Origin of the sequence: Comamonas avium, from assembly GCF_014836675.1 — a bacterium.
In the GTDB taxonomy this organism is placed as follows: Bacteria; Pseudomonadota; Gammaproteobacteria; order Burkholderiales; family Burkholderiaceae_C; genus Comamonas; species Comamonas avium.
The window spans coordinates 435,497-450,215 of sequence record NZ_JACSQK010000002.1; the positions used below are offsets into that span (position 1 = coordinate 435,497).

8 protein-coding genes are annotated in these 14,719 nt (G+C 56.8%); all 8 read left to right on the forward strand.

Going from position 1 to position 14,719, the window contains the following annotated elements; translation table 11 throughout:
- Positions 1 to 3: 3 nt before the first annotated feature.
- The 8 genes from rplJ (at position 4) to H9646_RS04745 (ending at position 14,685) form a co-directional block, all read left to right on the forward strand.
- Positions 4 to 528, forward strand: coding sequence for a 50S ribosomal protein L10 (gene rplJ / locus H9646_RS04710; protein WP_191722168.1), 525 nt, complete (start codon positions 4 to 6; stop codon positions 526 to 528).
- A gap of 36 nt (positions 529 to 564) precedes the next feature.
- Positions 565 to 939, forward strand: a complete 375-nt coding sequence (gene rplL / locus H9646_RS04715) for a 50S ribosomal protein L7/L12 (RefSeq protein WP_191722169.1) — start codon at positions 565 to 567, stop codon at positions 937 to 939.
- A 282-nt stretch (positions 940 to 1,221) separates the two neighbouring features.
- Complete coding sequence (gene rpoB, locus H9646_RS04720) at positions 1,222 to 5,334, forward strand: DNA-directed RNA polymerase subunit beta (protein WP_191722170.1); 4,113 nt, start codon at positions 1,222 to 1,224, stop codon at positions 5,332 to 5,334.
- 123 nt (positions 5,335 to 5,457) lie between these two features.
- Positions 5,458 to 9,663 (forward strand): DNA-directed RNA polymerase subunit beta', encoded by a 4,206-nt coding sequence (gene rpoC, locus H9646_RS04725; RefSeq protein ID WP_191722171.1) that lies wholly within the window; start codon positions 5,458 to 5,460, stop codon positions 9,661 to 9,663.
- Positions 9,664 to 9,835: 172 nt separating this feature from the next.
- On the forward strand, positions 9,836 to 10,351 hold the full coding sequence (locus tag H9646_RS04730; RefSeq protein WP_191722172.1) for a hypothetical protein: 516 nt from the start codon (positions 9,836 to 9,838) through the stop codon (positions 10,349 to 10,351).
- Entirely contained in the window at positions 10,348 to 11,730 is a 1,383-nt protein-coding gene (gene rsmB / locus H9646_RS04735; RefSeq protein ID WP_191722173.1) for a 16S rRNA (cytosine(967)-C(5))-methyltransferase RsmB, read from the forward strand. The genes H9646_RS04730 and rsmB overlap by 4 nt, the downstream gene beginning before the upstream one ends.
- Positions 11,731 to 11,734: 4 nt before the next feature.
- Complete coding sequence (locus tag H9646_RS04740; protein ID WP_191722174.1) at positions 11,735 to 12,385, forward strand: DUF4390 domain-containing protein; 651 nt, start codon at positions 11,735 to 11,737, stop codon at positions 12,383 to 12,385.
- Positions 12,382 to 14,685 carry a sensor histidine kinase gene (locus H9646_RS04745; RefSeq protein WP_191722175.1) on the forward strand — a complete coding sequence of 768 codons (2,304 nt, stop codon included), beginning with the start codon at positions 12,382 to 12,384 and terminating at the stop codon, positions 14,683 to 14,685. Before H9646_RS04740 ends, H9646_RS04745 begins: the two co-directional genes overlap by 4 nt.
- Positions 14,686 to 14,719: the final 34 nt, after the last annotated feature.

Here is a 14,719-nt window from a genome sequence, read left to right on the forward strand (position 1 = left end):
ACCTTGAGTCTGAATCGCAGTGAGAAAGAAGCGGTCATCGTTGAAGTGACCAGCCTCGCCGCTAAAGCTCAAACGCTTGTGATCGCGGAATACCGTGGCATCACGGTCGCCGACATGACCAAACTGCGTGCTGATGCTCGCAGCAAGGGTGTGAGCCTGAGCGTGTTGAAGAACACGCTGGCCCGCCGTGCTGTCGCTGGTAGCGCGTTTGAAATTGTGGCTGACCAGATGACTGGTCCTCTGATCTATGGCTTCTCTGAAGACGCAGTGGCTGCCGCTAAGGTGGTGGCCGACTTCGCGAAGACCAACGACAAGTTGGTAATTCGCGGTGGCGCTTTCGGTGGCAAAGCCCTGGACGTGGACGGTGTGAAGCAGTTGGCAAACATTCCTTCCAAGGAAGTTCTGCTGGCGCAAGTGTGCGGCTTGCTGATGTCCCCCATGTCGCGTACAGCCGTTGTGCTGGGCGCTCTGGCGGCTCAGAAGAGCGAAGGCTCTGCCGAAGTGGCAGCCGAAACAGCCGAAGCCTAAGCGCTCGGCAAACCAACAAATTTGTTAGGAAATCAAATGGCATTCGATAAAGACGCATTCTTGACCGCCCTGGACAGCATGACTGTTCTGGAACTGAACGACCTGGTTAAGGCAATTGAAGAGAAGTTTGGCGTGAGCGCAGCTGCTATGGCCGCTCCTGCTGCTGCTGGCGGCGGTGCTGCTGCTGCTGCTGAAGAAAAGACCGACTTCAACGTCGTTCTGACTGAAGCTGGCGCAAACAAGGTTTCCGTGATTAAGGCTGTGCGTGAAATCACTGGCCTGGGTCTGAAGGAAGCTAAGGATCTGGTTGACGGCGCTCCTAAGGTTGTTAAGGAAGCCGCTCCTAAGGCTGACGCTGAAGCTGCTGTGAAGAAGCTGATCGAAGCTGGTGCAAAGGCTGAACTGAAGTAATTCAGTCCAATCCTGAGGCTGGAGTGTCTGAAAAGGCACTCCAGCCTTTGGCGCTTGTGGATATGACTTTTAGAGCACACCAGAAAGCCGTGTTATTTAACGGTTTTCTAGTGTCTTCTGACAACCCGACAGCAGAAGACGCCTTGGTTCGGGCGATGTGCAATGCACCGCCGTCAGCCATGGTTGGTAGTGGCCAACCGCCAAGCCGGCAAAAAAGCGCTCGCCCATTTGCTGGACCGTGTCGTCGCAGACCCAGGACTCATGTCTTTGCCCGGAGATCTCATGGCCTATTCTTATACCGAACGCAAGCGAATTCGCAAGAGTTTCGGCAGCCGCGACAGCGTGCTCGAAGTGCCTTACCTGCTGCAGATGCAAAAAGATGCCTATACCGCATTCCTGCAAGCAGATTCAGCCCCCAAAAAACGTACGATGGAAGGCCTGCAAGCGGCTTTTGAATCGGCATTTCCTATCGTCTCCCACAATGGATTTGTGGAGATGAAGTTTGTTGAATACAACTTGGCCAAGCCTGCGTTTGACGTGCGCGAGTGCCAGACGCGTGGTTTGACGTTTGCGTCGGCTGTGCGTGCCAAGGTTCAACTGATCATTTACGACCGCGAGTCTTCGACCAGCCAGTCGAAAGTCGTCAAGGAAGTGAAAGAGCAAGAGGTCTACATGGGCGAAGTGCCCCTGATGACTGACAAGGGCTCGTTCATCATCAACGGTACTGAACGCGTCATCGTGTCTCAGCTGCACCGTTCGCCTGGTGTGTTCTTCGAACACGACAAGGGCAAGACGCACAGTTCGGGCAAGCTGCTGTTCTCGGCACGCATCATCCCTTACCGTGGTTCTTGGCTGGATTTTGAATTCGATCCCAAGGATTTGCTGTATTTCCGCGTGGACCGTCGTCGCAAGATGCCTGTGTCGATTCTGCTCAAGGCGATTGGTATGTCGCCCGAGCAAATCCTGACGCACTTCTTCGTCAACGACAACTTCCGCTTGATGGACAGTGGCGCACAAATGGAATTTGTGGCCGATCGTCTGCGTGGTGAAGTTGCACGCTTCGACATCACCGACAAGTCGGGCAAGGTCGTGGTTGCCAAGGACAAGCGCATCACTGCGCGTCACACCCGCGAGCTGGAGCAATCGGGCACCAAGTACGTCAGCGTACCTGAAGACTTCCTGATCGCCCGCGTGCTGGCCAAGAACATCATTGACCCTGATACCGGTGAAATCATCGCCAAGGCCAATGAAGAGCTGACCGAAGCTTTGCTCAAGAAATTGCGCAGTGCTGGTATCCAGGACATTCAGTGCCTGTACACGAATGAGCTGGATCAGGGTGCGTACATTTCGCAAACCCTGCGCACAGACGAAACAGCGGACGAGTTCGCTGCACGTGTAGCCATCTACCGCATGATGCGTCCCGGTGAGCCTCCAACCGAGGACGCCGTACAAGCTTTGTTCCATCGCTTGTTCTACAACGCAGACACGTACGATCTGTCGCGCGTGGGCCGCATGAAGTTCAACGCCCGCGTGGGCCGCGATGGCGCAACGGGTGCCATGGTGCTGTCTAACGAAGACATCTTGGCTGTGGTCAAGTTGCTGGTAGACCTGCGTAACGGCAAGGGTGAGGTCGATGACATCGATCACCTGGGTAACCGCCGCGTACGCTGTGTGGGCGAACTGGCCGAAAACCAGTACCGCACAGGTCTGGCACGTATCGAAAAGGCTGTGAAGGAGCGTTTGGGTCAAGCAGAGCAAGAGCCTCTGATGCCCCACGACCTGATCAACTCCAAGCCTATTTCTGCGGCTCTGAAGGAGTTCTTCGGTGCATCGCAGCTGTCGCAGTTCATGGACCAGACCAACCCTCTGGCCGAAATCACCCACAAGCGCCGTGTATCGGCCCTTGGCCCAGGTGGTTTGACACGTGAGCGTGCAGGCTTTGAAGTGCGTGACGTGCACGTGACCCACTACGGTCGCGTTTGCCCTATCGAAACGCCTGAAGGTCCAAACATTGGTCTGATCAACTCGCTGGCGCTGTACGCTCGTTTGAATGAGTACGGCTTCATCGAGACGCCTTACCGTCGCGTGGTCGATGGCAAGGTGACGATGGAAATCGACTACCTGTCCGCCATTGAAGAAGGCAAGTATGTGATCGCTCAGGCTAACGCCGAGCTGGACACAGAAGGCCGTCTGGTAGGTGATCTGGTGTCGGCCCGTGAAGCGGGTGAATCGACGCTGCTGTCGCCTGAGCGTGTGCAGTACATGGACGTGTCTCCTGCACAGATCGTGTCGGTGGCTGCTTCCCTGATTCCTTTCCTTGAGCACGATGACGCGAACCGCGCGTTGATGGGTGCCAACATGTCGCGCCAGGCTGTGCCTGTGCTGCGTCCTGAAAAGCCCATGGTCGGTACCGGTATCGAGCGCGTTGCTGCGGTTGACTCGGGCACGGTCGTGACTTCCAAGCGTGGCGGTATCGTGGACTACGTCGACGCCACCCGTATCGTGATTCGTGTCAACGATGAAGAAGCGGTGGCCGGCGAAGTGGGTGTAGATATCTACAACCTGATCAAGTACCAGCGTTCCAACCAGAACACCAACATCCACCAGCGTCCTGTTGTCAAGCGTGGCGACAAGCTGGCCAAGGGTGATGTGATTGCTGACGGCGCATCGACCGACCTGGGCGAAATCGCCATTGGTCAGAACATGCTGATCGCGTTCATGCCATGGAACGGCTACAACTTCGAAGATTCGATCTTGATCTCGGAACGCGTGGTGGCTGAAGACCGCTACACCTCGATCCATATCGAAGAACTCGTGGTGATGGCGCGTGACACCAAGTTGGGTGCGGAAGAAATTACCCGCGACATCCCCAACCTGTCTGAGCACCAGCTGAACCGTCTGGACGAGTCCGGCATCATCTACGTGGGTGCAGAAGTGCAGCCCGGCGATACGCTGGTTGGCAAGGTGACGCCTAAGGGTGAAACCACGCTGACGCCTGAAGAGAAGCTGCTGCGCGCCATTTTTGGCGAGAAGGCTTCGGACGTGAAGGACACTTCGCTGCGCGTGGACCAGGGTTCGTCTGGCACCGTGATCGACGTGCAAGTCTTCACCCGCGAAGGCATCCAGCGTGACAAGCGCGCTCAGCAGATCATCGACGATGAACTCAAGCGCTTCCGTCTGGACCTGAACGACCAGTTGCGTATCGTGGAAGCCGACGCGTTCGATCGCATCGAAAAGCTCTTGCTGGGTCGTACTGCCAACGGTGGCCCGAACAAGCTGAGCAAGGGTGCCAAGCTGGACAAGGCGTACCTGGACAGCGTGGAGAAATTCCACTGGTTCGATATCCGTCCTGCGGAAGACGACGTAGCTGCTCAGCTCGAATCCATCAAGAACTCGCTGGAGCAAACGCGCCACGAATTCGATCTGGCCTTCGAAGAAAAGCGCAAGAAGTTGACACAAGGCGACGAGTTGCCTGCTGGCGTGCTGAAGATGGTCAAGGTGTACTTGGCAGTCAAGCGTCGTCTGCAGCCGGGTGACAAGATGGCCGGCCGTCACGGTAACAAGGGTGTGGTCTCCAAGATCGTGCCTGTGGAAGACATGCCTTTCATGGCTGATGGCTCCACCGCTGACATCGTGCTGAACCCATTGGGCGTGCCTTCGCGTATGAACATTGGTCAGGTGCTGGAAGTGCACTTGGGCTGGGCTGGTAAGGGTCTGGGCCAACGCATTGGCGACATGCTGCGCGATGAAGCGGCAGTGGCTGAAGTGCGTGCCTTCCTGGAAGAGGTCTACAACTCGCGTGGCCGTAAGGAAGATCTGTCGCTGCTGAGCGATACGGAAGTCCTGAACATGGCTGAAAACCTGAAGACCGGCGTGCCATTCGCAACGCCAGTGTTTGACGGTGCCAACGAGCAGGAAATCAAGGACATGCTGAAGCTGGCATACCCTGATGACCTGAAGGCGCGCAAGGGTCTGACCGAAGCCCGCACACAGGCTTACCTGTTTGATGGCCGCACTGGTGAGCAGTTCGAGCGTCCAACGACCATTGGCTACATGCACTACCTGAAGTTGCACCACTTGGTGGACGACAAGATGCATGCCCGCTCCACAGGTCCTTACTCGCTGGTTACGCAGCAACCTCTGGGCGGTAAGGCTCAGTTTGGTGGCCAGCGTTTCGGTGAAATGGAAGTGTGGGCGCTGGAAGCTTACGGCGCCGCTTACGTTCTGCAGGAAATGCTGACCGTCAAGTCCGATGACGTGGTGGGCCGTACCAAGGTGTACGAATCCATCGTCAAGGGCGAGCACGCCATCGAAGCGGGTATGCCAGAGTCGTTCAATGTGCTGGTCAAGGAAATCCGTTCCTTGGGCTTGGACATCGAACTCGAGCGTTCCTAAGGCCTTATAAAAAAGTAAGCAGCCATCGCTGATAAGCAAAGGATTTACGCATGATTGAATACGGAAATCAGCGCAAATACAGCGATGGCAGCTATTAATTTGGATGAAAAGGGAAAGAGTTACATGAAATCGCTACTCGACCTGTTCAAGCAATTCACGCCGGATGAGCATTTCGATGCCATCAAGATCGGCATGGCTTCGCCCGAGAAAATTCGTTCGTGGTCTTTCGGTGAAGTTAAGAAGCCAGAGACCATCAACTACCGCACGTTCAAGCCCGAACGCGACGGCCTGTTTTGCGCCAAGATCTTTGGTCCTATCAAGGACTACGAGTGCCTGTGCGGTAAGTACAAGCGCTTGAAGCACCGCGGCGTGATCTGCGAGAAGTGCGGCGTTGAAGTCACACAGACCAAGGTTCGCCGCGAACGCATGGGTCACATCGATCTGGCCGCACCTTGCGCCCACATCTGGTTCCTGAAGTCGCTGCCATCGCGCCTGGGCCTGGTGCTGGATATGACACTGCGCGACATCGAGCGCGTGCTGTACTTTGAAGCATATGTGGTGACCGATCCCGGCATGACCCCGCTGAAGAAGTTCGGCATCATGACCGAGGACGACTACGACGCTAAGCAGCAAGAATTTGGCTACGACGAATTCACTGCCAAGATGGGCGCTGAAGGTATCAAGGACCTGCTCGATGGCATTGATATCGACAGCGAAATCGAGCGCCTGCGCGGTGACTTGACCGGTTCTGAAGTCAAGGTCAAGAAAAACGCCAAGCGCCTGAAGCTGCTGGAAGCGTTCAAGAAGTCTGGTATCAAGCCCGGCTGGATGGTGCTGGAAGTGCTGCCTGTGCTGCCTCCAGACCTGCGTCCGCTGGTGCCACTGGACGGTGGCCGTTTTGCTACGTCCGACCTGAATGACCTGTACCGCCGCGTTATTAACCGTAACTCGCGCCTGCGCCGCCTGCTGGAGCTGAAGGCTCCAGAGATCATTGCTCGCAATGAAAAGCGCATGCTGCAAGAAGCGGTGGATTCGCTGCTGGATAACGGTCGTCGCGGCAAGGCCATGACGGGCGCTAACAAGCGTGCCCTGAAGTCTCTGGCCGACATGATCAAGGGTAAGAGCGGTCGCTTCCGCCAGAACTTGCTGGGTAAGCGCGTCGACTACTCCGGTCGTTCCGTGATTACCGTGGGTCCTTACCTCAAGCTGCACCAGTGCGGTTTGCCCAAGTTGATGGCGCTGGAGCTGTTCAAGCCCTTCATCTTTGCCCAGCTGGAACAGCGCGGCATTGCGACCACCATCAAGGCTGCCAAGAAAGAAGTCGAATCCGGTACACCCGTGGTTTGGGACATCTTGGAAGAGGTCATCAAAGAACACCCGATCATGCTCAACCGTGCGCCTACGCTGCACCGTTTGGGTATCCAGGCGTTCGAACCTATCTTGATCGAAGGCAAGGCCATCCAGCTGCACCCACTCGTCTGCGCGGCGTTCAACGCTGACTTTGACGGTGACCAGATGGCTGTTCACGTGCCTTTGTCGGTTGAAGCACAGATGGAAGCCCGCACTTTGATGCTGGCCTCCAACAACGTGCTGTTCCCCGCTTCGGGCGAGCCTTCCATCGTTCCTTCTCAGGACGTGGTGCTGGGTCTGTATCACGCCACGCGTGACAAGATCAACGGCAAGGGTGAAGGCATGGTGTTCATGGACACCAACGAAGTGCAACGCGCTTTGGATTCTGGCGAAGCAGAACTGCACGCCAAGATCAGCGTGCGCCTGCCTGAGTGGACCAAGGACAAGGAAACAGGCGAATTCGTCAAGACCGTGAGCCTGGTGGAAACCACCGTGGGCCGTGCGCTGTTGTCGGAAATTTTGCCTAAGGGCCTGCCTTTCAGCCACATGAACAAGGCGTTGAAGAAGAAAGAGATCTCCAAGCTGATCAATTCTTCTTTCCGCAAGTGTGGTCTGAAGGCGACCGTGGTGTTTGCTGACAAGCTGCTGCAAAACGGCTTCCGTCTGTCGACCCACGCGGGCTTCTCGGTGTCGATCGACGACATGCTGGTGCCTCCACAAAAGGCCGGCATTTTGGCCAATGCCGAATCCGAAGTGAAGGAAATCGAGCAGCAATACGTCTCCGGTCTGGTGACGTCGGGCGAGCGTTACAACAAGGTGGTGGACATCTGGGGTAAGGCTGGCGACGACGTGTCCAAGGTGATGATGGACCAGTTGAAGGTTGAAAAAACCATCGACCGCCACGGCAACGAAGTGGACCAAGAGTCGTTCAACGCGATCTACATGATGGCGGACTCGGGTGCTCGAGGCTCGGCCGCTCAGATTCGCCAGTTGGCAGGTATGCGTGGTCTGATGGCCAAGCCAGACGGCTCGATTATCGAGACGCCTATTACCGCGAACTTCCGCGAAGGCCTGAACGTGTTGCAGTACTTCATCTCGACCCACGGCGCCCGTAAGGGTCTGGCCGACACGGCGTTGAAGACAGCGAACTCGGGTTACTTGACACGTCGTCTGGTCGATGTGACGCAAGACTTGGTCGTGACCGAGCTCGATTGCGGCACCTCCAATGGCGCGCTGATGCGTGCCATCGTTGAAGGCGGTGAAGTGATTGAGTCCTTGCGCGATCGCGTGCTGGGTCGTACCACGGTGGAAGAGGTGCTGCACCCTGAAAACCGTTCGGTGCTGCTGGCTGCGGGCGTCTTGCTGAACGAAGACATCATTGAAGCGCTGGAAGCTCAGGGCGTAGACGAAATCAAGGTTCGCACTGCGCTGAACTGCGAAACACGCTACGGCTTGTGCGCCAAGTGCTATGGCCGTGACCTGGGTCGCGGCGGTATGGTGAACCTGGGTGAAGCAGTGGGTGTGATTGCTGCGCAGTCCATCGGTGAACCCGGTACACAGCTGACCATGCGTACGTTCCACATTGGTGGTGCGGCTTCGCGTGCAGCGGTGGCCTCGAGCGTTGAAGCCAAGTCCAACGGTGCTGTCAGCTTTAACGCCACCATGCGTTACGTCAGCAACTCCAAGGGTGACCTGGTGGTGATTTCCCGTTCCGGCGAAATCGTGATCAGCGAAAACGGCCGTGAGCGTGAGCGTCACAAGGTCCCTTATGGCGCCATCTTGACCATCAAGCCTGACGAAACCGTCAAGGCCGGCAAGATCCTGGCGAACTGGGATCCATTGACCCGCCCGATCATTACCGAATACGCCGGTCAGGTGAAGTTCGAGAATGTGGAAGAAGGCCTGACTGTGGCCAAGCAGGTGGACGATGTGACCGGTCTGTCGACCCTGGTTGTGATCGACCCCAAGCGCCGCGGTTCTGCCAAGGTGGTACGTCCTCAGGTCAAGCTGATCGACGCCAACAACCAAGAAGTCAAGATTCCAGGCACCGATCACTCGGTGACGATTGGCTTCCAGGTGGGCGCGCTGATTCAAGTGCGCGACGGCCAAGAAGTGGGTCCTGGCGAAGTGCTGGCACGTATCCCTGTTGAAGGTCAGAAGACCCGAGACATTACCGGTGGTCTGCCTCGTGTGGCCGAGCTGTTCGAAGCTCGTACACCCAAGGACAAGGGCACACTGGCTGAGATGACTGGTACCGTGTCGTTCGGTAAGGAAACCAAGGGCAAGATCCGCCTGCAGATCACCGATCTGGAAGGCAAGGTCTGGGAAGAGCTGGTTCCTAAGGAGCGCAACATTCTGGTCCACGAAGGCCAGGTGGTGAACAAGGGCGAATCGATTGTGGACGGCCCAGCTGATCCGCAAGACATTCTGCGTTTGCTGGGTATCGAAGAGCTGGCCCGTTACATCGTGGACGAAGTTCAGGATGTGTACCGTCTGCAAGGCGTGAAGATCAACGACAAGCACATTGAAGTGATTGTTCGTCAGATGCTGCGTCGCGTGGTGGTCGAGAACACGGGCGAATCCACTTACATCGCTGGCGAGCAAGTGGAGCGTTCGGAAATCCTGAACACCAACGAAGCGCTGCAAGCCCAAGGCAAGATCCCTGCCACGTACTCCAACGTGCTGCTGGGTATTACCAAGGCTTCGCTGTCGACCGATTCGTTCATCTCTGCGGCTTCCTTCCAGGAAACTACCCGCGTGTTGACCGAAGCTGCGATCATGGGCAAGCGCGACGAGTTGCGCGGCCTGAAGGAAAACGTGATCGTGGGTCGTCTGATCCCTGCCGGTACAGGCTTGGCTTACCACCAGGCGCGCAAGGCCAAAGATGCCATGGACGACGCAGAGCGCCGTGCCATTGCCGACGCTGAAGCCGCTGAAATGGCTGGCGAGGTGAATGCTTCTGAAGACAACGCCGCCTAATCGCCGCGTTGCCTGATTAGGCACCATCGCCCTGCGCTCCCTACTTGCCTTATGGTGGGTAGGGAGCGTTTTTATTGGTATTTATCCTGTGTTTTCGACCATGTGGATCTTGTCGCTCGAATGGCTATTGCTCGCGCTGCTAGTGTTTTGGATCACTGGCGCATGGAAGCGCATGAAACGCATGCGTGCTGCCTGCAAAACGGCCTTTGTCGCTGTGGAGGTGCAATTTGTGCAACTGCTCGACCTGCTGCGCAGCTGTGCCAACGCACAGTTGCCTGAACAAGAGGTGCAGCAGTCTTCTTTGCAGCACGTCAGGCAGGCACTGCTACCCAGTGCGAACCTGCTGGAAGCGGCGTTGCACCAGGCGAAGCTACAACCACTGCGACCGGAGACAATTGCAGCGCTGGATAGTGCATGGCAAGGTGTCCAGGTGGCATGGCAGGCGTATGTGCAACTGCATGGCGCGCAGGCACAAGTGCAGTCGGATGAGCAGCAAGAATGGGAGCTGCGGTGGACGCAATTGATTACCTTGCAAAGCCACAGCACAGAGCAGTTCAATACAGCGATTCATGCATACAACGAGGCAATCGCTCAGTTTCCTGCATGTGTCATCGCACGACTTAGTGGCCTGAAACCTGGCCGAACTTTTCAGAAAGATGCTGCATTGCTGATGCAGCCACCCGCATGACGCGAAAGATTTTTCAAAACGATGCTGCTGCAGCGCAGGCTGCAGCACCGATTCCTTTGTGGCAGCAACTGGCGGCGGTTGCTCAAGCCCTGCAAATGATTTTGTCGGGCCAATCCGGCACAGCAGCTTTGGCCGAAGTACCCGTGCGTTTGCGCCCCGGTGTGCAGGCATTGCTGTTTCAGGTGCTGCGTCAATTGGGGCGTGCGCAAGCGCTGCGCAGGCAGCTTGCTCCAAAAGCGCCGCCAGCCAAAGTGGATGCATTGCTGTGCACCGCGCTGGCTTTGGCGTGGGATGCAGATCAGGCACCCTATGAACCCTTTACCCTGGTCAATCAAACCGTAGAAGCAGCCAAGCGCGGTAGCTTGCTGCGCCAGGCGGGCTTTTTGAATGCATGCTTGCGTCGTTTTTTACGAGAACGTGATGCCTTGGTGGCCGCTACGGACAACGACAGCCTGGCGCGCTGGAGCCACCCGCAATGGTGGCTGGATCGGCTGAAAAAAGACTACCCCCAAGACTGGCAACGCATTCTGAAAGCCAACAATGCACAGGCTCCGATGAGCCTGCGAGTGAACCAGCAAAAAACCACGCCACAGCAGTATCAGAAAGCGCTGGCAGCCATAGATATTGAATCCACGCTGTTTGGTCAAAATGGTGTGCAGCTGGTACGGGCGCAGCATGTGCAAGCGCTGCCAGGCTTTTCAGAAGGTGTGGTTTCGGTGCAGGATGGCGCTGCACAAATGGCAGCACCACTGCTGCTGCAGGGTCTGGACCTGAGCTTGCCGCTGCAGGTACTGGATGCCTGTGCAGCACCTGGAGGCAAGACCGCGCATTTGCTGGAGTTTGCCGGTGCAACTTCACCCCTACAGGTGACCGCTTTGGAAGTGGATGCCCAGCGCAGCGAACGCATCCACGACACCTTGCTGCGCATAGGCCTGCAAGACCATGCCAAGGTCATCGTGGCGGATGCCGGGAAACCCTCGCAATGGTGGCAGCAAGCCAACGGCAGCCAGCAATTTGACGCCATCTTGCTGGATGCACCCTGTACCGCGTCTGGCATTGTGCGCCGCCACCCGGATGTGCGCTGGTTGCGTCGTGAAAGCGATGTGGACCAGCTGGCCGCAATTCAGGCGCAGATCCTGGACGCCTTGTGGCCGTTGCTCAAAGCAGGTGGACGCTTGTTGTATTGCACTTGCTCTGTCTTTAAAGCCGAAGGGGATGAACAGGTGCAAGCGTTTCTTGCACGCAACACACAGGCGCAGTTATTGCCGTCACCTGGACATTTAATTCCGGGAATTACGGCGCAAACTGACCTGCTCCCGGACAATGACGCAGGTGACCACGACGGCTTCTTCTACGCACTGCTGCAAAAAAACGTCTGACTCTTTGTCTGCACAAGGAGAGCAGCGCCGTGCTTTGGCGCTAGCGATGGTGGCTGCGGTGGGCGCAGCCACCATCACGCCGTGCATTGCGCGTGCGCAAGACGCGGACGCACATGGTTCAGAGCTGATGGACAAGGATGGCAGGTATGGGGTTCAACTGCTGCGCGATGGCGATGCGTTGCTGCTGACGACCACCTTGAACTGGTCATTGCCTGATCTGGTGCAGGATGCTTTGCTCAAAGGTATTCCTGTGCACTTCATTGCTGAAGCCGTCATGCTGCGCGAGCGCTGGTACTGGAGCGATCAGGAGCTATTGCGGGCTGAACGCTTTATGCGGCTGAGCTACCAGCCATTGACCCGTCGCTGGCGGCTGTACACGGGCAGTCAGCCCTTTGAGGGGCAAGGGTTGGGTGTCGCGTTATCCAGCTCTTTTGAAACCTTGCAGGATGCGGTGCAAGCCATGCAGCGCATTGTGCGTTGGCGGATCGGCCGGACGGCAGATTTGCTCTCCAGCGGCAGTGCCATCTTGCAGCTGCGCTTTCGGATTGATCTCTCGCACTTTCCCAGACCTCTACAAATTGGTGTCTTGGGTCGGGCGGATTGGAACTTGCTGGTGACGCACCGCGAGCGTGTGGATTTGAGTCAGTTTCAATGAGCGCTTCTTCAATAACGACATCTTCTGCATCGCGCAGGTCAACCCGCTGGGCTTTGGGCGTGGCGGGTGCGGTGATGTGTGCGATCGGACTGGTGCTGCTGTTTTTGCTGATGCAGGCCACGAACAATCGTGAGCTGTATGAGCGCCACTATGCCTGGCTGTTTGGCTTGAATGTGCTGGTGGCAGTGGCGCTGTCTTTGGTGTTGCTGTGGATGGCAGTACGTCTGGCAGTGCGCTGGAAGCAGCGCAAATTTGGCAGCCGATTGTTGTTCAAGCTTGCAGCCATCTTCGGGTTGGTGGGTGTGATACCCGGTCTGTTGATTTATGTGGTGTCCTACCAGTTTGTATCGCGATCGATTGAAAGCTGGTTTGATGTCAAGGTCGAAGGGGCGTTGAGTGCCGGCGTCAATCTGGCCAGCGTCACGTTGGAAACCATCGCCAATGACATGGCCAACAGCACGCGCACGGCGAGTCAGCAATTGACTCAGGTACCAGATGCTGGGGCAGGTCTGGTTCTTGAGCGTATTCGCGAACAATTAGGTGCCACCGACGTGGTGCTGTGGAACGACGCTGGTGTGGCCGTGGCCAGCGCGGGAACTTCTTTGCTGGAGCTTTCGCCAGCCAGGCCCAGCAGCCAGCAGTTGCGCAGCTTGCGCTCGGGCTTGAAAGCCATGGCCAACATCGAAGGCTTGGACGAGGTTGCAGCCAGCAATACGCGTGAAAACATGGACAGCGTGCATGTCAAAGTTCTTGCTTTAGTGAGCAACTCCCGATTGGAGTTGCTGGCAGAGCGACGCTTTTTGCAGGCCTCTATCCCTTTGCCCAGAGCGCTGGTGACCAACGCCCTTGCGGTGCAAGACGCCAATCGAGAGTACCAGGAGCGCGCCTTGGCACGCCAAGGCCTGCAGCGAATGTACATTGGTACGCTGACGCTGAGCCTGTTTCTGGCCGTGTTTGGTGCCGTATTGCTGGCAGTGCTGCTGGGCAATCAGCTGGCTCGCCCTTTGCTCGTGCTTGCACAAGGCGTACGGGATGTGGCACGGGGTGACTTGACCCCAAAAATTGCGCTGCAGACCAAAGATGAACTGGGGGGGCTGACCCGGTCGTTTGCCTTGATGACGCAGCAGTTGCTGGACGCGCGCACCGCAGTCGACAAAAGCATGATCGAAGTGAATGCTGCACGGACCAATTTGCAGACCATCTTGGACAACCTGACATCAGGCGTTCTTGTCTTGGACGATCGATGGCATGTACTGACCATTAACCCTGGCGCTACGCGCATTTTGCGCATGCCCATGGCGGTTTACATAGGTCGGAAATTAGAGGATGTACCGGGCTTGAGCACATTGGCAGACATGGTGCGCGAGCAGTTCGATATCTTTTTAGGGGAGCGTGGGGCTGCCAGCGGGCGTGACCGCTGGCAGCAAGTGCTGGAGCTGTCGCTAGACCACGTGACCAGTGGGCAAGAGGGTGAGGCAGCGCAAGGAAAAACCACCTTGGTGGTACGCGGCGCGGAGCTGCCACAGTCACGGCGGCTGATTGTGTTTGACGATATTTCAGAAATTGTTTCTGCACAACGCTCAAAAGCGTGGGCAGAAGTTGCGCGCCGTGTGGCCCACGAAATTAAAAATCCGCTGACCCCCATTCAGTTGTCTGCCGAGCGGCTGGCAATGAAACTGACGGACAAACTGGAGCCGCCCGAGCAGGCGCTGCTCAACCGTTCCGTCAAAACCATTGTGGATCAGGTCGCCGCCATGCTGCGTCTGGTCAACGAGTTTCGTGACTATGCACGGCTGCCAGCCGCCGAGTTGCAGCCCGTGGATTTGAATGCACTCGTATCTGACTTGATGCAGCTGTACGGCGAAGAAAACGCGCAGGTGCCGGTGCATGCTCAGCTGGATGGGCTGGCCCCATTGGTGGCGGGAGATGCACAGCAATTGCGCCAAGTCATTCATAACTTGGTGCAAAACGCGCAAGATGCGACACTTCAGCAGGCAGAAGCTTTGGGCATTGCGCCCGCGCCGGTAGAAATATCTACCCAATGGATTGAAAGCAGCAAACGTGTTCGACTGAGCATCTGCGACAGTGGAGCGGGTTTCCCTCCGCATATCTTGCAGCGTGCGTTTGAACCGTATGTGACAACCAAGGTGCGGGGCACGGGCTTAGGCCTGGCGGTAGTCAAAAAAATTGCGGATGAGCATGGCGCACGCATTGATTTGGCCAACCGTATGGATAACGGCATAGTGCAAGGTGCACAAGTGTCGCTATCATTTGTCCCTGTAAACACCGAGGCACCGTGAGGGGCGGTGAACCTAAAACCTGTAGACATAGGCT

Excerpts from the sequence above, each read along its gene's own strand:
- rpoB (WP_191722170.1), top strand. The coding sequence starts at position 1,222 with ATGGCCTATTCTTATACCGAACGCAAGCGAATTCGCAAGAGTTTCGGC.
- rplL (WP_191722169.1), top strand. The coding sequence starts at position 565 with ATGGCATTCGATAAAGACGCATTCTTGACCGCCCTGGACAGCATGACT.
- H9646_RS04745 (WP_191722175.1), top strand. The coding sequence starts at position 12,382 with ATGAGCGCTTCTTCAATAACGACATCTTCTGCATCGCGCAGGTCAACC.
- rpoC (WP_191722171.1), top strand. The coding sequence starts at position 5,458 with ATGAAATCGCTACTCGACCTGTTCAAGCAATTCACGCCGGATGAGCAT.
- rsmB (WP_191722173.1), top strand. The coding sequence starts at position 10,348 with ATGACGCGAAAGATTTTTCAAAACGATGCTGCTGCAGCGCAGGCTGCA.
- H9646_RS04730 (WP_191722172.1), top strand. The coding sequence starts at position 9,836 with ATGAAACGCATGCGTGCTGCCTGCAAAACGGCCTTTGTCGCTGTGGAG.